This window comes from Mucilaginibacter myungsuensis (assembly GCF_015222005.1).
Taxonomy (GTDB): Bacteria; Bacteroidota; Bacteroidia; order Sphingobacteriales; family Sphingobacteriaceae; genus Mucilaginibacter; species Mucilaginibacter myungsuensis.
Map to the genome: position 1 here is coordinate 63729 of NZ_JADFFL010000011.1, position 24832 is coordinate 88560.

20 protein-coding genes are annotated in these 24832 nt (G+C 45.8%); 11 read left to right on the top strand and 9 right to left on the bottom strand.

The genetic code is table 11. The features are described 5' to 3' along the window. Positions 1-84 precede the first annotated feature (84 nt). Entirely contained in the window at positions 85-483 is a 399-nt protein-coding gene (locus tag IRJ16_RS20820; protein ID WP_228080385.1) for a hypothetical protein, read from the bottom strand. A 93-nt stretch (positions 484-576) separates the two neighbouring features. Further along, positions 577-3504: a S9 family peptidase gene (locus IRJ16_RS20825; protein ID WP_194113586.1), complete on the bottom strand. Its 2928-nt coding sequence runs from the start codon at positions 3502-3504 to the stop codon at positions 577-579. 165 nt (positions 3505-3669) lie between these two features. Between IRJ16_RS20825 and IRJ16_RS20830 the strand changes: the two genes are divergently transcribed. The 3 genes from IRJ16_RS20830 (at position 3670) to IRJ16_RS20840 (ending at position 6771) form a co-directional block, all read left to right on the top strand. Further along, positions 3670-4101, top strand: a complete 432-nt coding sequence (locus IRJ16_RS20830; RefSeq protein ID WP_194113587.1) for a nuclear transport factor 2 family protein — start codon at positions 3670-3672, stop codon at positions 4099-4101. Between the two features lie 32 nt (positions 4102-4133). After that, positions 4134-4478, top strand: coding sequence for a DUF2185 domain-containing protein (locus IRJ16_RS20835; protein WP_194113588.1), 345 nt, complete (start codon positions 4134-4136; stop codon positions 4476-4478). Between the two features lie 943 nt (positions 4479-5421). Continuing rightward, positions 5422-6771, top strand: coding sequence for a PhoH family protein (locus tag IRJ16_RS20840; RefSeq protein WP_194113589.1), 1350 nt, complete (start codon positions 5422-5424; stop codon positions 6769-6771). 4 nt (positions 6772-6775) lie between these two features. On the opposite strand, the gene IRJ16_RS20845 is transcribed toward IRJ16_RS20840, so the two are convergent. After that, a complete protein-coding gene (locus IRJ16_RS20845) occupies positions 6776-8776 on the bottom strand; it encodes an FUSC family protein (protein ID WP_228080387.1) in 2001 nt (666 codons plus the stop codon). 372 nt (positions 8777-9148) lie between these two features. Between IRJ16_RS20845 and IRJ16_RS20850 the strand changes: the two genes are divergently transcribed. From IRJ16_RS20850 to IRJ16_RS20865, 4 genes are all read left to right on the top strand, one after another. Further along, positions 9149-11731: a phosphoenolpyruvate carboxylase gene (locus IRJ16_RS20850; RefSeq protein WP_194113591.1), complete on the top strand. Its 2583-nt coding sequence runs from the start codon at positions 9149-9151 to the stop codon at positions 11729-11731. A 321-nt stretch (positions 11732-12052) separates the two neighbouring features. After that, positions 12053-13969: a PAS domain-containing hybrid sensor histidine kinase/response regulator gene (locus IRJ16_RS20855; protein ID WP_194113592.1), complete on the top strand. Its 1917-nt coding sequence runs from the start codon at positions 12053-12055 to the stop codon at positions 13967-13969. 8 nt (positions 13970-13977) lie between these two features. Continuing rightward, positions 13978-14556: a Crp/Fnr family transcriptional regulator gene (locus tag IRJ16_RS20860; RefSeq protein ID WP_194113593.1), complete on the top strand. Its 579-nt coding sequence runs from the start codon at positions 13978-13980 to the stop codon at positions 14554-14556. A 70-nt stretch (positions 14557-14626) separates the two neighbouring features. Then, the gene (locus tag IRJ16_RS20865) at positions 14627-15067 is read left to right on the top strand and encodes a carboxymuconolactone decarboxylase family protein (protein ID WP_194113594.1); all 441 of its coding nucleotides are present in this window, start codon (positions 14627-14629) and stop codon (positions 15065-15067) included. A gap of 112 nt (positions 15068-15179) precedes the next feature. Here the strand turns inward: IRJ16_RS20865 and sppA are convergent, their stop codons facing one another. Beyond that, positions 15180-16967, bottom strand: a complete 1788-nt coding sequence (gene sppA / locus IRJ16_RS20870; RefSeq protein WP_194113595.1) for a signal peptide peptidase SppA — start codon at positions 16965-16967, stop codon at positions 15180-15182. A 92-nt stretch (positions 16968-17059) separates the two neighbouring features. On the opposite strand from sppA, the gene folK reads away from it, so the two are divergent. Then, complete coding sequence (gene folK, locus IRJ16_RS20875; RefSeq protein WP_194113596.1) at positions 17060-17539, top strand: 2-amino-4-hydroxy-6-hydroxymethyldihydropteridine diphosphokinase; 480 nt, start codon at positions 17060-17062, stop codon at positions 17537-17539. A gap of 23 nt (positions 17540-17562) precedes the next feature. Then, on the top strand, positions 17563-17931 hold the full coding sequence (locus tag IRJ16_RS20880) for an Hpt domain-containing protein (RefSeq protein ID WP_194113597.1): 369 nt from the start codon (positions 17563-17565) through the stop codon (positions 17929-17931). Between the two features lie 151 nt (positions 17932-18082). Here the strand turns inward: IRJ16_RS20880 and purS are convergent, their stop codons facing one another. The 3 genes from purS to rho form a co-directional block, all read right to left on the bottom strand. Continuing rightward, positions 18083-18337: a phosphoribosylformylglycinamidine synthase subunit PurS gene (gene purS / locus IRJ16_RS20885; RefSeq protein WP_194113598.1), complete on the bottom strand. Its 255-nt coding sequence runs from the start codon at positions 18335-18337 to the stop codon at positions 18083-18085. Continuing rightward, positions 18318-19037: a CDP-alcohol phosphatidyltransferase family protein gene (locus tag IRJ16_RS20890; protein ID WP_194113599.1), complete on the bottom strand. Its 720-nt coding sequence runs from the start codon at positions 19035-19037 to the stop codon at positions 18318-18320. Before IRJ16_RS20890 ends, purS begins: the two co-directional genes overlap by 20 nt. A gap of 97 nt (positions 19038-19134) precedes the next feature. Continuing rightward, positions 19135-20775 (bottom strand): transcription termination factor Rho, encoded by a 1641-nt coding sequence (gene rho / locus IRJ16_RS20895; protein ID WP_194113600.1) that lies wholly within the window; start codon positions 20773-20775, stop codon positions 19135-19137. Positions 20776-21051: 276 nt separating this feature from the next. On the opposite strand from rho, the gene pyrF reads away from it, so the two are divergent. Further along, positions 21052-21885 carry an orotidine-5'-phosphate decarboxylase gene (gene pyrF, locus IRJ16_RS20900; protein WP_194113601.1) on the top strand — a complete coding sequence of 278 codons (834 nt, stop codon included), beginning with the start codon at positions 21052-21054 and terminating at the stop codon, positions 21883-21885. 68 nt (positions 21886-21953) lie between these two features. Here pyrF and IRJ16_RS20905 read toward each other — a convergent pair whose 3' ends face one another. After that, on the bottom strand, positions 21954-22454 hold the full coding sequence (locus IRJ16_RS20905; RefSeq protein WP_317174019.1) for a pyridoxamine 5'-phosphate oxidase family protein: 501 nt from the start codon (positions 22452-22454) through the stop codon (positions 21954-21956). Positions 22455-22702: 248 nt separating this feature from the next. Continuing rightward, positions 22703-24085: an exonuclease domain-containing protein gene (locus tag IRJ16_RS20910; protein WP_194113603.1), complete on the bottom strand. Its 1383-nt coding sequence runs from the start codon at positions 24083-24085 to the stop codon at positions 22703-22705. A gap of 109 nt (positions 24086-24194) precedes the next feature. On the opposite strand from IRJ16_RS20910, the gene IRJ16_RS20915 reads away from it, so the two are divergent. After that, complete coding sequence (locus tag IRJ16_RS20915) at positions 24195-24755, top strand: sugar O-acetyltransferase (RefSeq protein WP_194113604.1); 561 nt, start codon at positions 24195-24197, stop codon at positions 24753-24755. Positions 24756-24832: the final 77 nt, after the last annotated feature.

Genomic DNA, 24832 nt, shown 5'->3' on the forward strand with positions numbered 1-24832 from the left:
GCGCGTGAGGTGTATACGGTGGAGATATACAGCGTATATACTGGTATGCACTTGTTAAGTAATTGATATTTAGTTGTTTGCTTATTATGGTAATTTGTCTTTTACTGCCATCCACATCACCCATCCAAAAGGAACCAACCAGATCAGGTCATTCCAAACATTTACCCAAAGGAATGATACTGGCAACTGACCAACATACATGTAGTACGCCGTCCCAAAAGGACCTAAGAACTTACCGATAAAGCCGACCAATATCAAAGGCCAATAACGCTCGGGGTCCCGCGATGCGAACCAATAAGCGATACCATAAACACCCACCAACATGCCAACGCATCGCAAAATGATCAGCAGGAAAGGCGTGGGCGGATTACCGAACAATAAGATATCAGGATATAAAGAAATGACCGCTCCCCAAAACAGGTTGTAAATGGCGGCCAATAACATGATCAGTTTGGCGAGTTTGAGTTTGGTATCAGGTTGCATGGTGCAAAGGTAGATAACTTATCCTCGTCACCGTAAATAAAAAATGCCCCCGAATAACTTCGGGGGCATTTATATATCAGATCAAAAATGAATTTATTTATCCAAAGCAAATCCCCAATCCTTGCCTTTATCAACGGCAGGTACACCTTTGCTCATCCAAACAGGCATTGGCGCTCCTTTAAGGAAGTGGTCAAAGAATTGTGCCTCGCGGATACTGATATCTTTACGGTTTTGACGTTGCACCAGGTTGTGGGCTTCGTTATTGTATTGCAACAACCAAACCGGTTTGTTCAGGCGACGTAGAGCCGTGAACATCTCGATACCCTGATACCATGGTACGGCACCGTCTGCATCGTTACTCATGATCACTACCGGAGTATTCACCTTAGGTAAGTGGAACAACGGCGAGTTCTCAACGTACAATTCAGGTTTTTCCCAAAGCGTGGCACCGATACGGCTTTGCGTTTTCTCATACTGGAACTGACGGTTAACGCCGCTTTCCCAACGGATACCGCCGTAAGCCGAGGTCATGTTGGCCACAGGAGCACCGGCCCAGGCAGCAGCGTACATGTTATTAACAGTGATCAGGTAAGCTACCTGGTAACCGCCCCAGCTTTGGCCTTGGATACCGATATGCGCGCCATCTACCCAAGGATTTTTCTTTAAAGCCTCGACACCTGAATTGATGAACTCCACAGCCGACTGACCCGGATGGCCAACTTCGTAGCTGATATCAGGTGTGAAAACCAAATAGCCATTGCTCACAAAGTACGATATCGGCAAACGCGACGGCGTAGGAGCAGGGGGCATGTAGTTGTTGATGGTCTCCGAAACTTTCTCGTAAAAGTAGCAGATCATCGGATATTTCTTGTTGGGGTCAAAATCCTCAGGCTTAAACAGCACACCGTCGGCTTTGTAACCTTTTGGTGTTGTCCAATGCACCAATTCGGCTGTACCCCAATTATATTGGGATTGCTGTGGATTGATCGCGCTGATCTTGGTCTCCTTTTTCAGATCGGTCGATACGTACAGATCCGGCGAATGCTGATAGTTCTGTTTAATGTAGATAAATGCCTCGCCGTCTTTAGCCTTCTGCAGGGTGCTGATGTTATAGTCGCCCATTACGATCTTTTCGGGGGCTTTATCGCCATTCAGTTGGGTTTTGTAATAACCCCATTGTTTGCTCACCTCGTTTTGTGTAAGCAACATTAAAGGCTGCTTATCGCTGATATATTTTAACTCTTCCAACAAAGTCGCGCCTTCGCCACCACGACCACCGGCCGCTGCACCGCGTGCAGGTTTACGGGCGATATTCACATAACGGAAGATCAGTTTATTAGCACGGCCAAAACCTTTGGTCAGGTTAGTGGCTTTACCTGTAGCTGCTTCTATTTGCCACAGATCATAACGATCGTTAATGATCACATTCTTGTCGCTTGCTGTCCAACCGGCGATGCCGTAAGATCCCGGGTCATCGGGAACGTCGTTATCCTCGTCGCCCATTTTAACGCCGGTAGTTGCGGTCAGGTTAGTTTTTTTGCCTGTCTCGATGTTGTAACTAAAATAGTTCTGCTCCTTCGAGTCGAACCAAACAACATAATTTCCCGTAGGCGACATGCTGTAACGTGCTTTAGCGCGACCGTTCAGTAATTTGCGCTCGCCGGTTTTGGTATCGATCAGATAAGCGACCGAGTTACCGCCACCGCTCCACTGCGCTTGTACACGGGCGCCGGTATCGGTAATACCTAATATATAATGCGCATCGCTATTTTCAGGCAGGGTCACTTGCTCAATATATTTATCAGCTAACTGCACCAGCTTCTTATCGCTATCACCCGGTTTGATCACCGCTAAATAGCTGCGACGGATATCGCGTTGCAGGTTTTTCAACTGCTCAGGTTGCAGGTAATCATCTTTGTAATTCCAAATATCCAGTTGCGCTACTTCAAAGTCAACAATAGTAGTATCAACAGGCTTAGGGATAGGAGCGGTACCAAAGAATAAACTACTGCCATTGCGACTGAACGACACACGTCCCTCACCTGCAACCGACCATTTATCGGCCATTCCTTTAGAACCCGGACCAGCGATAACCTCAGCGCTATCTTTTTTGAGGTTGTAATAGTATAGCTTATATGGTTTTACCTGTGCTTTTTCAGGATTCTTCTCAGCTGCGAAGGCTATCTGCGAACCTGCATCATCAAACACCGGTGCGCGGTAAGTTCCTTTACCTGTGCTGATGGCTTTGATGGTATCTTTCTCAATGTCGTAAACAAACACGCCGGTCTTAGCATCTTTAGGCGCGTTCTTGGCAGGGGCGACCGCAACAAAGGCTAACAATTTGCCGCTTTTATTAAAGGTGTAATCGGTCACGTATTTGATCACGCGTTGCTTACCGCTGATCAGCTGCTTTACGGTCAGTTCTGAACCTTCGCGCGCGTTAGCGCCACCGGCTGCCTGAGCTCCGCCCGCTAGGCGACGACCGCTTACTGGACCTGTCGGTACAGGGGCAGCCGCGGCATTCGCTGCTTTTTTAGAAGTGTCGACCGCGTTAGCCGGGGTAGAGGATAAGTAGGCGATGATAGATGCTTTCTCGGCTATTTTGAATGACTTTACCGCCGGTACTTTGGTGATAGCATTATTACCCAGCGTGATAAAACCTAAAGTATCCTTGGGCATATCGGCAGCGGCTTTCTTTTTGATCTTGGCCGTGCGCACATCAGCGTATGAAGGACGGATGAGGAAGATGCCGTATTTAGAGTCCGCCGTTAAACGGGCCGTATCCGCACGGTGGATCTTAAAATTGTAAGCCAATTTGGGATCGCTGATGATCAGGTCGGCATCGCCGGCCTGTGGTTTGACCACATAGACGATCCATTTGCCGTTCTCGCTGATGATCTGATTAGATACGCTTTGCCAACCGTCGTACACCGAATGGTCGATAGGCTTTTTGCTTGCCGTTTGGGCATGGGCACCCAAACCAGCCGCCGACAGTAAGCCGAGGAGTAAAAATTTACGCATAGTTTAAATCTGTGTTAAATTAACGCTACAAGATACGGAGGGGAGGCCAAAGGTTAAAGGCGAAAGGATAAAGGTTTTGTTACACTTGATGGGAGGTGAAAGGTTAGAGGCGAGCGCTCGTTTGACACAAAAGAATTATCTTAGCGAAAACCAATACGAGACCTAATGAAAAAGTTGCTATCATTATTTATAGCCGTCCTATGTACGGTAGGCTCTTTTGCTCAAACCAAAGATGAGCAGGAAGTTACCGCCGCTGTCGACTTTCTAAAAAAAGCGATGATCGACGGCGACCGCGCTAACCTCGCCAAAATAGCTGCCGAAGAATTGGTCTACGGTCACTCCAGCGGCAAAGTGCAGAACAAAGCAGAGTTTGTAGAGGGAATTGCAAGCGGCGGTTCCGACTTCGTAACAATAGACCTTACCGATCAGCTGATCAAGGTCTCGGGTAATACGGCCGTTGTTCATCATAAATTATCAGCCCAAACTAACGATGGCGGCAAACCCGGCAGTGCTAAGATCGGCGTGATGCTGGTGTTTCAAAAGCAAAAAGGGCAGTGGAAGCTGTTGGCGAGGCAGGCGTTTAAGCTGCCGGTTTAGGTTAGAGGTTGGTTAATTAGAGATTAAGATAGATGACCACAAAGAAGTTTAAGCTTGACAAAGAAGAGATCAAGCAGTTGATCAAGCCGATAGGAGGTTGTTTCGCAACTGATAAAATTACCGTGAATGGTGAACAGGTTGGTTATATGTATAGAGAAGAACCGGAAGATGACGAACGGTCATGGCATAGTGGTTGGTTTTTTAATTCGGGAACTGAAGATCAGGAATACATTGACAACCCGGATAATATCATGATATACGATGTCAATACGATAGCTAACTACGATAGCGTGATCATCCCATATCTGCAACTTCCATACGGTACCCAGTTGGAGCGAATCAGGGGGACTGATGAATTTATATTAATAGAGGAGTAGTAATTTCACTGCCTATTCAACCTAAACCCGACCGGCGGGAAAGCTTTTGCCTGCTCGGGGTTCGCGCGTCGGGAGGCAAAACTTGTACAGAGGGCGGGGCTACCGGCCGCCACTGGTTGCTATCCGTTCATTTTCAAATAGATAATTCATTGAAATTCTTTCTGAAAAGTGCCACTGAAAATTAAGTTTTTAGGGGTCGGTCTCCATTTTAAGGAAATTTCTGTTCGTGAAATTCGCATAAATTAGTCCAATTTGTGCATAACTCAATTGTTAATAAACTCCGCTTAATTTGGTTAATCAGTTAATTATCAACGTAAGTAATAGATTATGATATGTTGATAACTCACATTTTACTGTTCATAACCTGTCCATAACTTCCGTACGATTTTACTTGACACGGATAGCTTAGGCTGCTACCTTAGATAACATCAAGAACGACGTATTTTGACAGCCTACAGTAAATGAGCGTGTGCATCGGACGAACCTTCGGGGGAGTTAAAGAACACAAAAGCGGTACTGAATTACCCGGGAAACAATAGGGCCGCAAGGTTCAATTAAACAAAGGGATAAGAAAAAAGGCATTACCATGAACGCGGAGAGACCACGGTAAGGAAGCGAAAACAGGTAACAGGAGCATTGAACTTCGGAGTTCGCAAAGAGGAAGATAACAGTGGCAGAAAGGTCGGGTATCCGCAAGGAGAAGGACACAGAGGCCCAACATTCGGAAAGTTTGCAATGGACAAAGAAAGGATCGCGACAGTCAGAACTACACAAAACTTGATACCCTCATGAAGGCTATGGCCGGACAGGGGATAGAGAACGGAAGTTTGCTCGAAAGATGCGGCTTCCGTTTTCGCTTTTTATAGGGTTTGCTCAACCTTTAAAGTCTCAAATCTCATATCTAACTTCTCATATCTCCTCCCAATTCCCTACTTTTATTTTTATGAGTAAAGAGGGCAAGGTTAAGTCGACCGGCAAAAAAAAGATCTTTGTTTTGGATACTTCGGTTATCCTGTATGATCATAACGCTTTCGAGAATTTTCAGGAACATGATGTGGCCATCCCCATTCAGGTGCTGGAGGAACTGGACAATATGAAATCTGGCAATGATACCCGCAACTTTGAAGCGCGGGGTTTTATCAGGCTGATGGATAATTTATCGCGTGAGCATTTGCTTAACCAGTGGCAACCGCTTAACGGCGAAAGTAAAGGCAACTTTAAAGTGGTGATGGACACTAAATCGGCCGATATGGATGCCGAAGCCATTTTTGGTCAGGGCAAGATCGATCACCGTATCCTTAATGCCGCACTTACCCTACAAGTAGAAAATCCCGATAAGAAAGTGGTATTGGTATCTAAGGATATCTGCTTGCGCCTGAAGGCTAAAGCCCTTAACCTTAACGCTGAAGATTACGAGACCGGTAAGGTTAAAAATCTGGATGAACTTTATACCGGAACTACCGTAGTAAAAAGCACGGATAAGTTTGTTAAACAGATCAGTAAAGCGCCCATCGTTACTGCAGGGGACCTGGGTTTGAATTTGAGTCGCGGTAACCACTTTTATTTATTGAAAGGTAAGACCGTTTCGTCGGCTTTCTTTTATAGTGCGCAGATAGATCATATCGCAAAGGTTAAAGAAGAGACCGTATTTAAAATATCGCCAAAAAATCCTGAACAAGCGTGCGCGCTGCATGCGTTATTGGATCCTGATATTAAATTGGTCACCTTACAGGGTAATGCCGGTACAGGTAAAACGTTGTTGGCCCTCGCAGCAGCTTTGGAACAACGCAAATATTATAGGCAAGTTTACATTACCCGCCCGGTTGTACCCCTCAGTAATAAGGAGATAGGCTTTTTGCCTGGTGATGCCAAGTCCAAGGTCGACCCTTATATGGCACCGATCTGGGATAATCTTAAATTTATCCGTGAGCAATTTGCTGATGACGAAAAGATGCAGCAAAAGATAGATGAACTGGTGACCAATGATAAAATATCTATCGCACCGCTGGCATTCATCCGTGGGCGCACGGTGACCAAGATCTTTTTTATTGTTGATGAAGCACAAAATCTTACGCCGCATGAGGTGAAGACCATTATATCCCGCGCAGGCGAGAATAGCAAATTCGTCTTCACCGGCGATATTTACCAGATCGATACGCCTTATCTGGATGCGGAAAGTAATGGCCTATCTTACTTGATAGATAAAGCGAAAGGGCACCCTCTTTACGCGCATATCACCCTGCAAAAAGGGGAGCGGAGCGAGTTGGCTAATTTGGCTAATGATCTGTTATAGTTGATCAGGCTAAATAATTATCGGTCACCTTAGCTATATCGGTAGCTACTTTATTGATGAAGCCTAACTGTTCTTTCAGTAGCTTTTCATCGGCATTAAGTTCGATAATGGGGAGTTCGGTCGCCTGTGGGGGAGACGGTGTTTTCTCGGCTATAGCTACCTCTACGGTCTTTGCATTCAATTTCTTACCGGTATCATTTAATACGGCCACACTACGGCGTATCAATTTCAAAAAATCCGGGTGGGGTTTGCCTTGTATATTAGGCGAGAATGCAGCCGAGGCCACCGTCGCCAAATAACTCGACAGGATGTGGTTCAGCACCACAAACTTGTGTACCTCTTTACTTTTCCGTTGTTTGCTCTTCGGTTCGGATGTCATCCGCTCAAAGGCTGCCGATAAGTTGGCCGATGTTACGTAAACCTCTTTACGCGCCAGTTTGTAATCAGTACTACTTGCAGATCCGTTCATTACGGCGGCTATGCGGTTAAGATATTGAGTATTAGCATGCAATACATCGCGTAAAGCTGGCGTTAATTGGTCCGACTCCCAGGTAGGGAAGATGATGTTGCTGGCGATGAAAGCGATGATCGACCCAATAATGGTATCCACAATACGTTCCTGGGCAATGTTCAGTTGACCTACACCCAAAAACTTAAATAGGATCAGCACATATGGTGTCATCATGATTACGCTTACCACATAATTTAAGCGCTGAAAGCTGTAAGCGCCAACCATAAAGATGATGAGGAAGATGAACTGAATGATGGTATTATTAATGTAGATCAGTATGGCTACACCTATCAGTCCGCCTACGATTGTGCCGGTCAATCTCTGGTAATTGCGTTGTTTGGACAGGCTGTAACCCGGTTTCAGGATAACGATAATAGTCAACAATACCCAATAACTATGGTATCCGAAAACCAGTTTTCGCCCGGTAATGTAATCGGCCAGCATCATCACTTCGGCACTTTTGGTGATAAAGAAACCAAAGATACATACCAGCGCCACCCGTACAGAATGTTTGAATGCTGCCGAATTCAGAGAGAGGTTATCTACAAATATCTCCGTCGAATAATCTTGATGGCTTACAAATTTGGTGTACTCAACTTTAGCGGCGCGCTCAAGCAACGCCTCCGAATCTTTAGTTTGGAAGTAGCCAAAAATGTCGGCAATACGGCGGTTAAGATCACGCAGGTTGATCAATACTTTTTTCAGGACCAGGTTACTGGTGCCGGGTTCGTTAACGCCAACGGCATCTATCTTGGCTTTTAAGGCCTCCAACTTTTTATCGAAATTTTTAAGATGATTGTAGCGCGTGTTGGATAGTATGGCAAAGCCGATATTATCCAACTCGTCGGCCATACCTTGCAGGATCACGCTGATATCCTCAAGTACTCCTGTGTAACCAAATTTTTCGCGGATATCGGTATAATCATAATGCGTCGCCATGATCTGCTCGTAAAGGTCTACCAGATCCACAAATGTGATCACCAAAATACGGCTGGCGTAAGTCGATTCCTTTACGGTTATGCGGCTTTTAAAAAGTATCTCGCGCACCACATCCTGGTGCTGGCTTACCTGTATCTGTTGCGATACCAGCTTGCGGTAGTTATCGTCAAAGTCGGTACCGGTCTTGTAAAATTCAGCTTTGATGCGCAGGAATTTCACCACGTCCAGCATATTCTCTCCAAGGGCTTGTTGAGCAGCACGGTAGGGGCGTATACGGAAGAAAAGTAAGCTTTGCAGCATGTACCATATCCCGCCGGCAAGCAGTGTGAAACTGTAAATGAATATCTCGCCGGCGGTGTTATTCTCTTTATCCATCATAAATATCATGATGAGTAAAGACGCTGTACCTACCGATGCCGCCCGATTTCCGTAGACCGTAAACATAGAGAAAAGGAACGAGAAGATGGCTATCTCGATGCCGAGCGCATATAAGTTAAAACGCGCAAAGCCGGTGATGATGCCCACCAAAAATATCAACCCATTACAAATAAGCATGGCGTTGCGTTTATGAAGAGCAGGGCCGGGAACATCGACCACGCAAATACATAGTGCTCCGAGAGAAAGCGTTAAGCCTGTTTCGAAATAACCGAACTGTAAAAGGACAATTGTGGGTAGCAGGACGCCCAAGGTAATGCGCACCCCGTCAGAAAAATACTGGCTGTAAAAAAAGCTTTTTATTTCTCTGGTTTGCGGGATCATAATTATAGACGGGGTATTGGATGCAAAATTAAACAAATTAGTCGGTACAGGGTTTTCAGATCACCATATTCTTAATAATTTAACCTTTTGATGAAAATTATATCAATTTTAGTAACTTAAACCCCATAAAAATGGTCGAGTTTAACCGGCCAACATCAACCGAATTATATGCCGTCTACTACCAAGTTAAGTCAGCGCGAAACTATCTTTAACCAGGAGGTTGAAAGCCGTTTCCAACTGTACGACAGTCTTTTTTTGACCCTGCCATTTTACCAGGTTAAAGATACCGGTATTCTGCTGCCATTCTTCAGTTCGCATTGCGAAAAAGAGACCATTGCCGAAAAGTCGCCCAGCGAGACTATCGAGTCTTTTTTTAAAAAGTATGTTCCCGGTATCGATCAGGAAGAGCAGATCAATCGCTTGTTCCGCTTTATTCAATACATCGAGCGCCAGGTGGTATTGTTCGACGCGATCGAAGATTCGGCTTTTGATAAATTAGGCAACTTTGATAAGAGCGGTACCCTGCAAACCCTGATCCAGCAGGTTGACGGTAATGAAGAAATGCGTAAGGATATAGAGGAGAAACTGAGATCTATTTCTCTTCGTTTGGTTTTGACCGCTCACCCGACACAGTTTTACCCGAGTACGGTATTAGGTATCATGACCGACCTGATCGAAGCGCTTAAAACTAACGATATACAGGCTATTAACCTGTTGCTACAACAGTTAGGTAAAACGCCTTTCTTTAATAAAAAATCGCCTACCCCGGTTGATGAGGCCATCAGCCTGGTTTGGTTCCTCGAGAATGTTTTTTACCATGCGGTAACCGACATTCAACGTAGACTGTCTGACGAGTTCGATATCAAAGAATCAAAGAACCAGATCGTTGAGCTTGGCTTTTGGCCGGGCGGCGACCGTGACGGCAACCCTAACGTAACTACCGAGAGTACAAGGTCTGTCGCGGCTATTCTGCGTCAACGTGTGTTCCGCAGCTACTATCGTGATTTCAGGATATTGAAACGCCGTGTCACCTTCCGCGGTGTAGAAACGGCCATGGCACAATTAGAGGCCATCATTTATCCTAATGCCTTTAATGAGCAGGTACAAGGCGTAGATCTGCAGGATGATATGTTGTCGCTGCTTAACTCCATCCGCGATGTGTTGAACAAAGAGCACGATGGACTTTCTGTTGACCTGGTAGAAGATATGATCTACAAAGTACAGGCGTTCGGTTGCTATTTTGCTACGCTGGATATCCGTCAGGATAGCCGGGTGTTGCGCAGCGTGTTCAAATATTGCACCGAGGGTCACCAGATAGATCCGCTGATAAAAGATGGCTATCTGGAACTATCTGAAAAAGATAAACTTAAAGCATTGACCTTTAACGAAGGTAACCTGTTTGCCGGTGATGATGCCGACGACCTGACCAAGGATACGCTGAACACCATCCGATTGATGAAGGCCATTCAGCAAAGCAACGGGCAAAAAGCGTGTCAACGTTTTATTATCAGCAACTGCCAGCAAGCATCAGATATTTTGCAGCTGATAGACCTGTTCCTTTGGAGTGGCTGGACCAAAGAGAGCCTGACCGTAGATTTTATGCCATTGTTTGAGACGGTGGGCGATCTTAAAGTTGCGGCGGAAGTAATGGAGCGCCTTTACGAGCATCCGTACTATCAGGAACACCTTAAACGCCGCGGCAACAAGCAAACCATTATGCTTGGCTTTAGCGATAGCACCAAAGATGGCGGTTACCTGATGGCCAACTGGTCTATCTACAAAGCTAAGGTTGAGTTGACCGCGATGGCCCGTAAGCACGGCATTCAATTAGCTTTCTTTGACGGTAGGGGCGGCCCACCTGCACGTGGTGGTGGCAAAACACATCGTTTTTACGCATCAATGGGTAACGATATCGCTAACGATCATATTCAAATAACCATACAGGGGCAAACGGTAAGCTCGCAATATGGATCGGTTGATACTGCCCGTTTCAACTCCGGCCAGCTGATCAACGCAGGACTGGTATCAGCGCTGAACCCTAACAGGCACGATCTGTTGGATAGCAGCCACAAAAAGATGATATCAGAAATGGCCGACGAAAGTTATGCAACCTTCTTAGCGCTGCGCGAGGATCCGTTATTTATCGATTATTTGGAGGAGATGAGTCCGTTGAAGTTACTTTCAAGGATAAACATCAGCAGTCGCCCTACCAAGCGAAATGCCGATGCCAAGCTGAAACTGGAAGATCTCCGGGCGATCAGCTTTGTAACATCATGGGGGCAAATGAAACAGAACATCCCGGGTTTCTTTGGCGTAGGTTCGGCCCTTAAAAAGATGAAAACTGAAGGCAAGTGGGCGGAGTTGCAAAAGCTTTACACTAATTCGGGCTACTTTAAAACAGTGATCGATAACTGTATGATGTCGATGTCTAAGTCCGACTTTAGGGTAACGGCACATTTAGCTAAAGATAAAAAGTTTGGCGCGTTTTGGAATAAATTAAAGAACGAATACGAGCTCACTAAGTCGTTGACTCTGGAATTGACGGGTAATACCAGCTTGATGTCTGAATACCCGATCGAAAAAAGATCTATCGCTTTGCGCGAGCGTATTGTACTGCCGTTAACCATCATTCAGCATTATGCCATTAATAAGCTAAATGATCATCCGGATGATGAACTGACCGACGTCTACAAAAAACTGATCATCCGTACCGTGTATGGTGTGGTTAACGCGGGCAGGAATTCTGCGTAAGCAAAAGGATATAAGATAGATCCGCCGGATGGTATCGCTTTGCCGAATGCCATCCGGCTTTTTTTTGATGGGATCGTCACAATTTACTATCGGCCAGCGTCAAATGGGAATTATTCACTTTACCATCCCACAAAACGACGGTGTAGTTTAGAAATAAAAGATCATTTTGTTTACGATGTTTCCCGGAGGGGAATCGCTTGTTTTTGATTGCTAACAAATATAGTAAAAGTACTTTAAATTATCAATAGCAAAGTGCATTTTATATTAAGACAAAATTAAAGATAGCTTTGCTTTTAGGTGAATAGCCCTTAAATTCGCCGTATGCCCGTCACCCTAAAAAGATCACTGCACGATGAACCGCTGTCCGGTTATTGGGAGTGGGATATGACGGGTACACGGCCCTTTAATAACAAAGCGCTGATCGGTTTACTGGGTTACGATCAGGATACATCCGTCCATCAAGCAGTAATAGCCGAAAGTGTATTTGAAGAAGATCTGGCCACCGCCCGCCAAATGATAGCCGAGCATATAGCCAGCTTTGGCGAGCAGCCATTTATCTTCGAGGCGCGTTGCCGTCATTCGGACGGGTCCATGGTCTACCTGTTGCTTACCGGCCATGCGCAGTGGAACGGCATGGGGCAACCCATAATCATGTCAGGTAGTTTTGTGAACATCACCCGCCAAAAGCAGACCGAGCAGGAATTGATCCTGGTGAAGGACCTGCTGCACAAAACTAACGAGGCCGCCCGTGTAGGCGGTTGGCAACTTGACCTGGAGACAGGTGCAGTTGTATGGACCAACCTCACCAGAAGGATCTTTGGTGTGTCTGATGATTTTATCCCTCAACGCGGTTCTGCAGCTACTTTCTTTAAAGAGGGGCACGACCGCGATACCCTGCGCAAAGCTTTTGTCGACGCGATAGAAAATGGCATCACTTACGATCTTGAACTTAAAGTTATCAATACCGCCGGAGTCGAGATATGGACGCGTACCATTGGTCAGCCAGAGTTTGAGAATGGCAAATGCGTTAGGTTATACGGTATCTTTCAGGATATAAACGACCGTAAGAACGCGGAGCAGGAGCTGATCCGCGCCAAAGAGGAAGCTGAAGCGGCAGTTAAAGCCAAGTCGCAATTCCTGTCCGTAATGAGCCATGAGATAAGGACACCAATGAATGCTGTGATCGGCTTTACCAATCTGCTGCTGAAAGACCCGAGGGATGATCAGCAGGAGTATCTGAACGTCTTAAAATTCTCGGCCGAGAACCTGATGGTGATCATTAACGACATTTTGGACGTTAGCAAGATAGAGGCCGGTAAGATCGAGTTCGAGCAAGAGGATCTTGACCTGAAAGAACTTATCCACAATATCCACGCGGCTCAATTACCTGCTGCTATCAATAAAGGTATCAGCTTGATGACGGATGTGGATCCGCGTATCCCGGTTCTTATTAAAGGTGATAAAGTTAGGTTAGGGCAGATACTGAACAACCTGGTCAACAACGCCGTCAAATTTACGCGGGAGGGGAGTGTGACGCTTAGTTGCAAGCAGCTATCGCGTGACGGGCAGCAAGCCATAGTTTATTTTGAAGTGCGCGATACGGGCATTGGTGTCCCTGTTGATAAGCGCGAATACATCTTTGACATTTTTGCGCAGGCCAGCGCGTCTACCACGCGGCACTTTGGTGGTACAGGTTTAGGCTTGGCTATCAGTCAGCGCTTGGTGAATATGATGGGCGGTAATATTTTGCTGGATAGCGAAGTGGGTAAAGGGTCGGTATTTTACTTTGATCTGGTACTGACCGTCGCCGAACAACCGGAAGTGCCCATCTCTGTTATTCTTCCTGCAAGACAAAACACCTCGTTGGAGGGGCTGAAAGTATTACTGGTTGAGGACAATCAGATAAACGTATTGGTCGCCCGTAAATTTTTAGAACGTTGGAAGGTTATTTGCGATTGCGCGGTTAACGGATTGATCGCGTTAGAAAAAGTACAACAAAAAGACTATGATCTGGTACTAATGGACCTACAAATGCCGGTGATGGATGGCTATCAGGCCACTACTGCTATCCGCGCCCTGGGCGGTAAATATAAAACATTGCCCATCTTGGCATTGACTGCATCGGCCTTGTTAGATAAACGGGAAGAGGTGATGGCTAAAGGCCTGACAGATTTTGTGAGCAAGCCCTTTAAGCCCGAAGAACTGTACGATAAGATCTGCTTCTACGTCAACCAATAACCACCGCCATGCTTTACCCCGAACTATTGGCACACGTACGCCGCTACATAAAGTTGACCGAACAGGAGGAAGAATTGTTGTGCAGTAGGATGGAGCTGAAACGGTTCAAGCGAAAAGAACACATCCTTGAACCCGGTAAACATTGCTCCGGCGAGTACTTTATCATCAAAGGTTGCGTACGGCAGTATATGGTCAACACTAAGTTGAACGAGCAGGTGATCCAGTTCGGCTTAGAAAGTTGGTGGATAGCCGATCATGAAAGTTTGCTGAACTATACGCCGGCCAAAACCTACATCCAAACCATCGAGGCGACCGAAATGCTATTGCTCACACCTAAAGACCGTGCGTATCTCTTTGAGCATATCCCTAAACTTGAAAGCTATTTCCTCATCATGATGCAGAAGGCTTTTGTGGCATCCCAACGCCGCATCGGGTTCATCTTTAATATGAGTGATCAAGAGCGTTACCGTTTCTTCATTCAGCTGTTCCCGGCCTTTGCTAACCGGGTGCCGCAATACATGCTGGCATCTTATCTTGGTTTTACGCCACAGTTTATGAGTAGGCTGCGGGCCAAAAAAGTTAAGTGATTTCTTAAACTCAGTTCATTTTTTCGAGGGGGGGTTGTCCGCAACTTTGTGGTATCAAAACATTACAGAAATGAGCAACAGAATTAGAGTAAACCAAGCCGACCCCGCCGCTTTTAAAGCCATGATGGGTCTCGAAAATTATTTAGCTACCAGTGGTATCAGCAAAAAGCATAAAGAACTGATCAAGATCCGCGCATCGCAGATCAATGGTTGTGCTTACTGTTTAAACATGCATACCATTGATGCCCGCAAACTTGGCGAGACCGAGCAACGCATCTACACACTGAGCGCGTGGCGCGATACACCTTTCTTTGATGAGCAGGAGCAAGCCATTTTAGCCCTGACCGAAGAGATGACCCTGATCAGCAACCACGGCGTAAGCGACGAGACCTATAAACGAGCCGCCGAACTATTCGATCCGGCCTATCTATCGCAGATAATTATGGCAGTAGTGACCATTAACGCCTGGAACAGGATAGCTATTACGACCTTGATGGTACCGGGAGAGTAAGTCTCAAGTCTTAAGTTCAAAGTCAAAAGTTAAAATTAAAAAGCCATGCGAGGTGTTGAGACCAAGCATGGCTTTTTTGACTTAAGACTTCGGACTACCGACTTAAGACTTCCTACCTTATCTCTACCAGGTACGGCATCCGTGCCTGTGGTGCGCGCATCATTTTGGTGATGCCTTTTACCTGCTCGTAAACTTGATAGTTGTCACCAAGTTCAGACTTTAGCATACGGGTCTTAACTTCTGCACTAAAGCCTTGGCCAAACTTGTTGAAGAAGCTCTTTTGCTCAGGGTAGTTCACGATCTTGTAGTCGCTTAGTTTGGCTTTTTTAGCGGCTATGTTGATCGCGTCGTTAATGTTGCCCAAACGGTCTACCAAACCTAATTTTAAAGCTTGGGTGCCTGTCCAAACACGGCCCTGACCAATGCTGTTAATATACTCTTGCGACTTTTTGCGGCCGTCGGCAACGTGTTTGGTAAAGTCATCATAACCACGGTTCACCTGGTTCTGCAGGATAGCGCGTTCTTCGGGTGTCAACGGGCGACTGGTTTCGCCCAGGTCGGCGTACCTGCCGGTCTTTACGCCATCGAAGGTGATACCTAACTTGTCGTTGAATAATTTCTGCATATTAGGCAAGATAGCAAAGATGCCGATAGAGCCTGTGATCGTATTAGGCTGTGCCACAATAGAATCGGCCGCGCAGGCGATATAGTAACCGCCTGATGCAGCGTAATCACCCATCGATACAATGATCGGTTTGCTATCGTGGGTCAGTTTAACTTCGCGCCAGATCACATCCGAGGCTAACGAACTGCCGCCCGGCGAGTTAACGCGCAGTACCACTGCTTTTACATTTTTATCATTACGGGCTTTGCGCAAAGCGCGGGATACTCCTTCAGAGCCGATGCTGTTGTCATCGCCCTCGCCGCCGGCTATCTCGCCTGATGCATAAACCACAGCGATCCGGTCTTTGGCTGATGTAGTTTCCTCTTCGTCGTTAGTAGCGGTGCTATTGGTGTAATCGGCTATTTCAACAGCTTTTACATTATCTTTCTTATCGATAGATGTGCGTTGTTTCAATTCGTCCAACACCTCGTCCTTGTATTTCAATCCGTCAACCAATTTGTATTTCAATGCATCCTCCGGATATTGCACCAGCATATTATTGGCGATATTGAACAAGCTATCCTTATCGATCTTACGCTTGGCAGCGATGCCGGTAAGGAAATGGTCATACAACGAACCTACATAAGACGTTACCTGCTCACGGTTGGCATCACTCATCTTGTTAAGTATAAAAGGCTCTACAGCGCTCTTATAAGTACCTACTTTAATGATCTGGGCTTCGATACCCAGTTTATCCAACGCACCTTTCAGGAAAGTGACATTCTGACTAAATCCGCTGAATTCGAATATGCCTTTTGGATTGATGTAAACTTTATCAGCTACAGATGCCAGGTAATAGAAGCCCTGGGTGTATATCTCGGAGTAAGCGATGATGAATTTCCCCGACTTTTTAAAATCGAGCAATGCGTTGCGTACCTCCTCGGTAGTGGCTTGGCCCGACATCATATAGCTTTCATCTAAATAGATGCCTTTTATCTTATCGTCGTTCCTGGCTTTTTTAATGTTGGCTAAAACATCGTTCAGGCCGATAACCTTGTTTTCGTCCATCCCGAACAGACCAAGGCCCGCAAAGGGATTATTGGGCGTACGCTCGGGGATAGGCGCTTTAAATGACACGTGCAATACCGAGTTAGATGCAACCTCAACGGTTTTATCGCCGCTGGTGGCACTGGCTACAATAGCCATCAGGATACCGATACCCACAATAAATAATAACACGGACGAAATAACTATCCCGACCACCGTGGCCAATACGTATTTAAAAAATTGTTTCATTTATAGCAGCGATGTGTTTATCTATGCAAACTTAATAATTCAGGGCACATTTAGCTATGCTAAGAGCGCCGGGCATCAATTATTGTTACAACATGTTTGATATTTTTTTGTTATTGGGCAGCAACCTTGGCGATAGGCGCTTGTTTTTGCAGCAAGCCATTAATAGGGTAGGTGTTGAGGTGGGCGTAGTAACAGAGGTTTCGTCGGTTTACGAGACTCAATCCTGGGGGAATACCTCAGGACCGGATTATCTTAACCAGGTGATACGCGTTCAGACCCAACTTTCGGCACGAAATGTGCTTAACAAGGTCTTAGCTATCGAACTGGAGTTTGGCCGCGAGCGTAAAGAGAAATGGGGTGCACGTACGCTCGATATCGATATCCTGTTTTACGCAGATCATATCGTGAACGAGCCGGGGCTTACAATTCCGCATCCGTATTTGCAAGAAAGGCGTTTTACGATGGAACCATTGGCCGAGATAGCTCCGCTTTTACAACACCCGGTTTTAAACAGAACGATGTTGGAACTTAAAAACGAGTTAACAGATAGCTTAATTGTGAAAAAATTATAAATTTGAGAAGATAACGAACTAATATGTCAGATATTAAAGAACTTGACCTTACCTCACTATACGAGATAACCGACGGCAGCGACGAATTTCTGGTAGAATTTATGGATATGTTCCTGCAACAAGCACCGGAATTACTGAGCACCATTGGCACGGCTATAGCTGCCGGCGACTGGGCCACGGCAGGTGGTGCCGCACACAAAATTAAACCTAACCTGGCCATGTTCGGTATGCCCGATTGCCAGGCCACCATACAGGAAGTAGAATTGCTTTGCAAAGCAGGCGGACAAGACCCTTACGAGATAAGTACCAAATTTAATCAGGTACGATCGGTTGTAAGCGAAAACCTGGTTAAGCTAACTAAGATCAGGGATGATGTGGCAGCGAAGTTGTGAGTCTTGAGTTAGAAGTCTTAAGTCGGAAGTCAAAAGTAAAAACCCAGCAGGGGTAAATAAAAAAGGCTAAAGCAAACACCGGGATATCCCGGAAATGCTTTAGCCTTTTATTATTAATCAAAGACCTTTTACCTTTCGCCTTTTACCTACCTTAAACGGCAGTAACGGTGAATGTATAACTCTCCATTATCAGGTTAGCCAGCAGGCTTTTGCATGCCTGATCAACTTTTTGAGTAGCTGCGGCTTCGTCAGCTGCTTCAACCTCTAAAGATATATGTTTACCAATGCGGATATTCTGGATCTCGGGTAAACCTAAGTTTTTCATGCTGCCGGTAACCGCTTTACCTTGCGGGTCAAGAATTTCTTTTTTTGGCATTACGTCGATCTCAGCCTGGAATTTTGTCATTTTTGAATTTGAATTGAATGATAGATAGGGCGATGTAAATGAATATCACCACCGGTACAGCGGCAAATTTAAAAAATAGTATCAATATAGCCGAAACTAACAGCAACAAATAACGGTAAAGGTTGCGCGGGTCGCGTGGCTTAAACTTTAAACTCATCAACGGTATCTCGGCGACTAACAATGCGCACATCACCACAGTGAGGGTAGTTAGTGTGTATCTGTTCAGGATGTAGTGATCGAACGCTGAATAATGCTCTAAGATAAAAGGGATAGAGGCGATCAGGATAGCATTGGCCGGCGTAGGCAAGCCAATAAATATTTCGGCCTGGCGGGTATCGTTATTGAATTTGGCCAATCTTAAGGCCGAGAACACCGCTATAGCGAACGATATAAAGCACAGGTAACTATCAATTGGGTAAACCTGTGGTGAACGCAGAAAAAGCTGATATAAAATGGCCGACGGCAAGAAACCAAAGCTCACCATATCGGCCAGCGAATCCAGGTCCTTACCTATACCCGAGAAGGCCTGTAAAACACGGGATGCGAAGCCATCAAAAAAATCGAATATGGCCGACAGGAAGATACAATAAGCTGCAAAAACAAGGTTATCGCTGAAAGCAAAAACAATACCTACACACCCGCTGAACAGGTTTGCACAAGTAATGGCATTAGGGACATGTTTTTTTACGCGTTTCCTCATTGGCGGCGTGAAGTTACAAAGATCTTACAAAAGGGCAACAAAAAAGCGTCCTGAATGATCAGGACGCTCTAATTATATTTTAATGGATGGTTCGTGACTACGAATTCATCGATATCAGGAACTCCTCGTTGGTCCTGGTACCACGGATCTGGGTCTGTAAGAACTCCATCGACTCTTGCGAGTTCATATCCGCCAGGTGGTTACGCAAGATCCAGATGCGTTGTAAGGTATCGCGATCCAATAACAGATCGTCGCGACGCGTGCTTGATGCGGTAAGATCAATAGCAGGGAAGATACGTTTGTTAGACAATTTACGATCCAACTGTAACTCCATGTTACCTGTACCCTTGAATTCCTCAAAGATAACCTCGTCCATTTTAGAACCGGTCTCGGTCAATGCCGTGGCTATGATGGTCAGTGAACCACCATCCTCGATGTTACGGGCCGCACCAAAGAAACGTTTAGGCTTGTGCAAAGCGTTAGCATCCACACCACCTGACAATATCTTACCTGATGCCGGAGCAACAGTGTTATAAGCACGGGCCAAACGGGTGATAGAGTCTAACAAGATCACAACGTCATGACCGCACTCTACCATACGCTTAGCTTTCTCTAAAACGATATTGGCGATCTTTACGTGGCGCTCTGCAGGCTCATCAAATGTCGATGCAATAACCTCAGCACGTACGCTACGGGCCATATCGGTAACCTCCTCAGGGCGCTCATCGATCAATAGGATGATCAGGTAAACCTCGGGGTGATTTTTGGCGATCGCGTTAGCCACATCCTTTAACAACATAGTTTTACCCGTTTTAGGCTGCGCCACGATCAAACCACGCTGGCCTTTACCGATAGGAGAGAACAGGTCCATGATACGGGTAGAATAGTTACCCGGGTCGGTGAACAAGTTCAATTTTTCAGACGGGAAAAGCGGCGTCAAGTGGTCAAAAGGCACACGGTCACGCACCTCTGCAGGTACACGGCCGTTAATAGCTTCTACACGTACTAACGGGAAATATTTTTCGCCCTCTTTTGGCGGACGAATGCTACCGCGAACAGTGTCGCCGGTCTTCAGACCGAACAGTTTGATCTGCGATTGAGATACGTAGATATCATCCGGAGAGGTCAGGTAGTTATAGTCTGACGAACGCAGGAAGCCATAACCATCAGGCATGATCTCCAGAACGCCCTCGTTAACGATCACGTTATCAAAATCAAGATTGATCTCGTCTTTTTTGGATTGTTGACTTTGCTGCGGCTGACGGCGCTCAAATTTTGGCTGGCGTTGTTCTACCGGCGTACTTTCAACACGCGGTGCCGAAGGTTCATCATCGTCGCCGGTGATCACTTGCGGCTCGCCGGCGGCAACCGGAGTTTCTTCGTCCTGAGTGTAAGGCGGCTCCTCTTCCTGGTCAAAAACGTTGGTATCGCTCAAGTGTACCTCGGTACGCGGCGCGGTAGAAGACTTAGCCTTAACAACACGCGTACGTTTGCGGGGTTTATCATCAGCCTCAGTTGCTTCGGTTTCGGCCGGGGCCGGGGTGCCTATCTCGGCATAGTTGCTTGCCAACATGCTTTGTTGTTGACGGGCCATTTCTATTAACGACTGCTGTTCAACAATGCGAGTAATTAATTGGGCTTTGCGTAGCTCATCTGCCTCGGTAACACCTAAGCTTTTGGCCATATCACGCAACTCTGAAACGAGTTTATCGTTCAATTCTGTAGTAATATCAGACATTGGGAATTATAATTCAATAAGGATCTTAAAATTGAGAGATCTTTCGGTCGGCACAAAAAAACGAAACGGAAAAATACCTGCGATTATTTAATAGTAAACAAAGTGGGATCTTAAATTGTTTCTTTGGTGCAAGAAAAATTCTAAGGATAACGATGCAATGTTAAATATTAATATTTGTTATTTCAAAATTTTTCAAAAAATAACGACAACTTAAAGGTAGAACTCGCTTATTTTTAGTTTTTTTGACGATCCGGACACAAAGGACCGTTACTATATATGCTATCAAGGGAACAACTCATCGCTCAGATCAAACAGAAAAGATCATTTTTATGCGTCGGCCTCGACCCTGATCTGGACAAGATCCCCGAATTTTTAAAAGGCTATCCCGACCCGATATTCGAGTTCAACAAACGTATTATCGACGCTACCAAAGACCTCTGCGTAGCCTACAAACCAAACTCAGCTTTTTACGAAGCTTATGGCATTAAAGGCTTGCAGAGTTTGATATCGACCAGCAAATATCTTCCTGCCGACACCCTAAATATCATTGATGCCAAACGCGGTGACATAGGCAATACATCCGATAAGTACGCTAAGGCCTTTTTTGATGACAGCGATTCTGGTATGGATTTCGACGCGATCACCATTACGCCATACATGGGTAACGATAGTGTGACGCCGTACTTAAAATACGATGGTAAATGGGTGATCATCCTGGCGCTGACCTCATCTGTAGGTAGTAAAGACTTCCAATATTCTGAAGTTGACGGCGGTTTCTTGTATGAGACAGTCATCAAAAAATCCAATACCTGGGCCGGTGCCGACCGTATTATGTACGTTGTAGGTGCTACCAAAAGCACCGAGTTTACTAACATCCGCGCTCACGCTCCTGATAATTTCCTGCTTGTACCCGGCGTAGGTGCCCAGGGCGGTAGCCTGGAAGACGTATGCAAATACGGCATGACCAAAGATTGCGGCCTGCTGGTCAATTCATCACGTGGGATCACCTACGCAGCCAACGGCCCCGACTTTGCCGATGCCGCCCGCGCAGAGGCATTAAAACTGCAACAGCAAATGGAGCAGGAACTTGCTCTTGCCGGAATAATTTAGATTCAAGATAACGAGTAAAGGATCAAGACAGAAGTTCGTCTTGACCCTTGACTCTTTATTCCTTGGATCTAATCAATAAGCTTTCCTTCTATCGAGTCATCAAACGTTTGCCCGATAATAGCACCCGCCACCATTTTTACAAAGGCGATTGCGTTACCATGTTTGTTATCCCAATAATAACCTTGGGTAGGGGATACTTTGATCACGCTGATACGCGGGTCATCTTTACCTTCGGTGAACCAAACTTTTAGTAAAGGGTCCCACAGTTCGTCGATGATGGCCTTGTCCTCGGTGATCTCAGCTATACCGTACACATCTAAGAAACCAGAATGTGCTGATGCTTGAAAGAACATCTGCACCATCGGGTCTTTGGCAATGTCGGCATTCTTGCGGCTATCATTGGCGCTCAGGAACCATAGCGTGCCATCATCGTCTATTTTCTGCGGCGACATTGGGCGCGAGTTTGAAGGCAAACCGGTTTTGATGTTCGTTAGGAAAAAACAGCTTTCGGCTTTCTCAGCCAATTCTTTTAATTTCGACCAAGCTTGCTCGCCAGCAAGGTCTTCCATGTTATGTTCCGGTTGTTGTTGGTTAATGCTATCCATGTTTTTATTTCGGTTATAATGTATAAGGATAACCTTGCCAAATGGATATTGTGTTGTGGGAAATAAAATTAATTATGTAGAAATCACTGTTGGTGAATTAACCAGGAAGGGCAAAAAGGTTTTCACGAAGGGCACAAAGGTATTACTGAATTGCTATCACATATAACAAAGGCTTTGTGTTTTTTGTGCTTCTCCCTTTGTGTGCTTTGTGGTTAACTAAACGCCTCCACTAATTCAAATTCCACTTTCCTTGCCGGATAGCGTTCAGCGAAAGCTACTACCAGGTTTCGGATATAACCATTATCCGGATGAGGGGCTAAGCACGCCTTCAGCGCGTCGAAATTATTGACCTCGAAATCGTTGGGAATATAGCCCATGCCGTAAAATCGGCCATTCTCGATCAGCATACAGCTTTGCTCTTCCCAGTTGCGGCCTTTATCGCGGATGGCGAAGGTGGGCAGTTGTTCTTTCAAACTTTCTATCGCGGTGTTGACCTTGTGGTTGTATACATCAACTTCCTCGTGACCGGTACAAGCGCACAGTTCACCACTTGGACTGCCGCATACTTCATTGTTCTTTTGGATAAAGCACAGCTTAGGGCAAAGACCAAATTCTTCCATCAGCAAATTCAGCATGGAATAACCTTCTAATAACGAGCGGCAATTATGCACAGGATGCGCGTGCTTACGGTTTTTGTCGACAGCTAAGCGCAGATAGCCACGCTGGTCCTCGTAAGTGTACAAGCCGAAGGTATGTTCAAAACGTTTGAGTGAGCGGTTGTATTTAGGCCACAGGCGTTTGATCTCGATAGCTTCCAACGCTAAAGACATCAACTCCGTACCACATTCGCGATGGGTGATGTGGTAGATGTTCTTTAAAAACTCCTGACGTTGCAAGTTTGGGTTATTGCCACTGAAATGGCTGCATACCCGTTTTTTGATATTAACGGCTTTGCCAACATAGATCACCTTGCCTTTTTGATCATGAAAGTAATACACGCCGGGCATCATCGGCAACGAGTCGATCATGCCTTTTGGCAGATTGGCTGGTAGGTTCTGCTCTTTAGAGTTCTTTTTAAGCGAAGCGAGAATATGCTTATTGCTATCGCTCCGTAATAGCAGACCGAACAATTCCGCAGTAGCCTCAGCATCACCGCCGGCACGGTGGCGGCTTGTGTTACCGATCCCTAAATGATGGCAAAGTTTGCCTAAACTATAGGAGGGCAGCCCGGGCAATATCTTACGACCTAACCTGACCGTGCAAAGTTTATTGCAATTCAGGTCGTACCCTGCGGCCGATAAGTGGTACCTTAAAAATGAATAATCAAAGTTGACGTTATGGGCTACAAAGATCTTGTCGTGCAGTAGCTGATAGATCTCGTGCGCTACCTGGTTAAAAGTAGGCGCATCATCCACCATCTCGTTGGTGATGCCGGTCAGGGCGCGGATAAATACCGGGATGTCGCGCAGCGGATTGATCAGCGTTTCGTAACGGTGTGTCACCTGCATACCATCGTGGATACGGATAGCCACCTCGGTTATCCCGTTGGCGCTGGCGTGACCGCCGGTGGTCTCAATATCTACGATCGCATACATTGCTAACAAATTTAGTTAATATTCTGAAAGAACAATATCTCTCAGCAAAAAAAACTTAACGCCTGTTAATGTCTTTTTATTACCATTGCTATAAAGCAAATATTACTTAATGAAAACCGAAAAAGAAAAAATGATATCCGGCGAATACTACCTCGCGAACGATCCTGAATTGGTTAAAGAACGCGCCGATTGTAAACGTCTCCTCAAGCAATTGAACGTAGACGAATATGTGGTGGGTGATGGCACCAAAGCCGTTTTAGCCAAATTGATCCCCAATGCGCCCTCAAGTTTATATATCGAACCGCCGTTCCATTGCGATTACGGTTATAACATCACCTGCGGCGAGAATGTCTACTTTAACGTCAATTGCGTGGTGTTGGATGTAATGCCGGTAAAGATCGGCAATAATGTGTTTTGCGCCTCGGCAGTGCAGATCTACACCGCTACGCATCCGTTGGAGGCCGACCAACGCCGTGTATTGGAGAATGCTAAACCTGTAGTGATCGGTGATGATTGTTGGATAGGGGGCGGTGCGATCATTTGTCCGGGTGTTACTATTGGTGACAGATGCGTCATCGGTGCAGGTTCTGTAATTACCAAAGGTATCCCTTCGGATTCTCTGGCGGTAGGTACTCCGGCGCGGGTCATAAGGAAGATCGATAACAAATAACTACTATAACAAAAAAGCGTCCCGATAAATTCGAGACGCTTTCCATATAGTCGAGATGCTTAAGCGCTTATCTCTAA

Coding starts and splice junctions, on each gene's coding strand:
- IRJ16_RS20860 (WP_194113593.1), top strand. CDS start 13,978: ATGCTTTACCCCGAACTATTGGCACACGTACGCCGCTACATAAAGTTG.
- IRJ16_RS20865 (WP_194113594.1), top strand. CDS start 14,627: ATGAGCAACAGAATTAGAGTAAACCAAGCCGACCCCGCCGCTTTTAAA.
- rho (WP_194113600.1), bottom strand. CDS start 20,775: ATGTCTGATATTACTACAGAATTGAACGATAAACTCGTTTCAGAGTTG.
- IRJ16_RS20825 (WP_194113586.1), bottom strand. CDS start 3,504: ATGCGTAAATTTTTACTCCTCGGCTTACTGTCGGCGGCTGGTTTGGGT.
- folK (WP_194113596.1), top strand. CDS start 17,060: ATGTTTGATATTTTTTTGTTATTGGGCAGCAACCTTGGCGATAGGCGC.
- IRJ16_RS20845 (WP_228080387.1), bottom strand. CDS start 8,776: ATGCTTATTTGTAATGGGTTGATATTTTTGGTGGGCATCATCACCGGC.
- IRJ16_RS20840 (WP_194113589.1), top strand. CDS start 5,422: ATGAGTAAAGAGGGCAAGGTTAAGTCGACCGGCAAAAAAAAGATCTTT.
- IRJ16_RS20830 (WP_194113587.1), top strand. CDS start 3,670: ATGAAAAAGTTGCTATCATTATTTATAGCCGTCCTATGTACGGTAGGC.
- pyrF (WP_194113601.1), top strand. CDS start 21,052: ATGCTATCAAGGGAACAACTCATCGCTCAGATCAAACAGAAAAGATCA.
- IRJ16_RS20880 (WP_194113597.1), top strand. CDS start 17,563: ATGTCAGATATTAAAGAACTTGACCTTACCTCACTATACGAGATAACC.
- IRJ16_RS20910 (WP_194113603.1), bottom strand. CDS start 24,085: ATGTATGCGATCGTAGATATTGAGACCACCGGCGGTCACGCCAGCGCC.
- IRJ16_RS20820 (WP_228080385.1), bottom strand. CDS start 483: ATGCAACCTGATACCAAACTCAAACTCGCCAAACTGATCATGTTATTG.
- IRJ16_RS20850 (WP_194113591.1), top strand. CDS start 9,149: ATGCCGTCTACTACCAAGTTAAGTCAGCGCGAAACTATCTTTAACCAG.
- purS (WP_194113598.1), bottom strand. CDS start 18,337: ATGACAAAATTCCAGGCTGAGATCGACGTAATGCCAAAAAAAGAAATT.
- IRJ16_RS20915 (WP_194113604.1), top strand. CDS start 24,195: ATGAAAACCGAAAAAGAAAAAATGATATCCGGCGAATACTACCTCGCG.
- IRJ16_RS20835 (WP_194113588.1), top strand. CDS start 4,134: ATGACCACAAAGAAGTTTAAGCTTGACAAAGAAGAGATCAAGCAGTTG.
- IRJ16_RS20890 (WP_194113599.1), bottom strand. CDS start 19,037: ATGAGGAAACGCGTAAAAAAACATGTCCCTAATGCCATTACTTGTGCA.
- IRJ16_RS20905 (WP_317174019.1), bottom strand. CDS start 22,454: ATGGAAGACCTTGCTGGCGAGCAAGCTTGGTCGAAATTAAAAGAATTG.
- IRJ16_RS20855 (WP_194113592.1), top strand. CDS start 12,053: ATGCCCGTCACCCTAAAAAGATCACTGCACGATGAACCGCTGTCCGGT.
- sppA (WP_194113595.1), bottom strand. CDS start 16,967: ATGAAACAATTTTTTAAATACGTATTGGCCACGGTGGTCGGGATAGTT.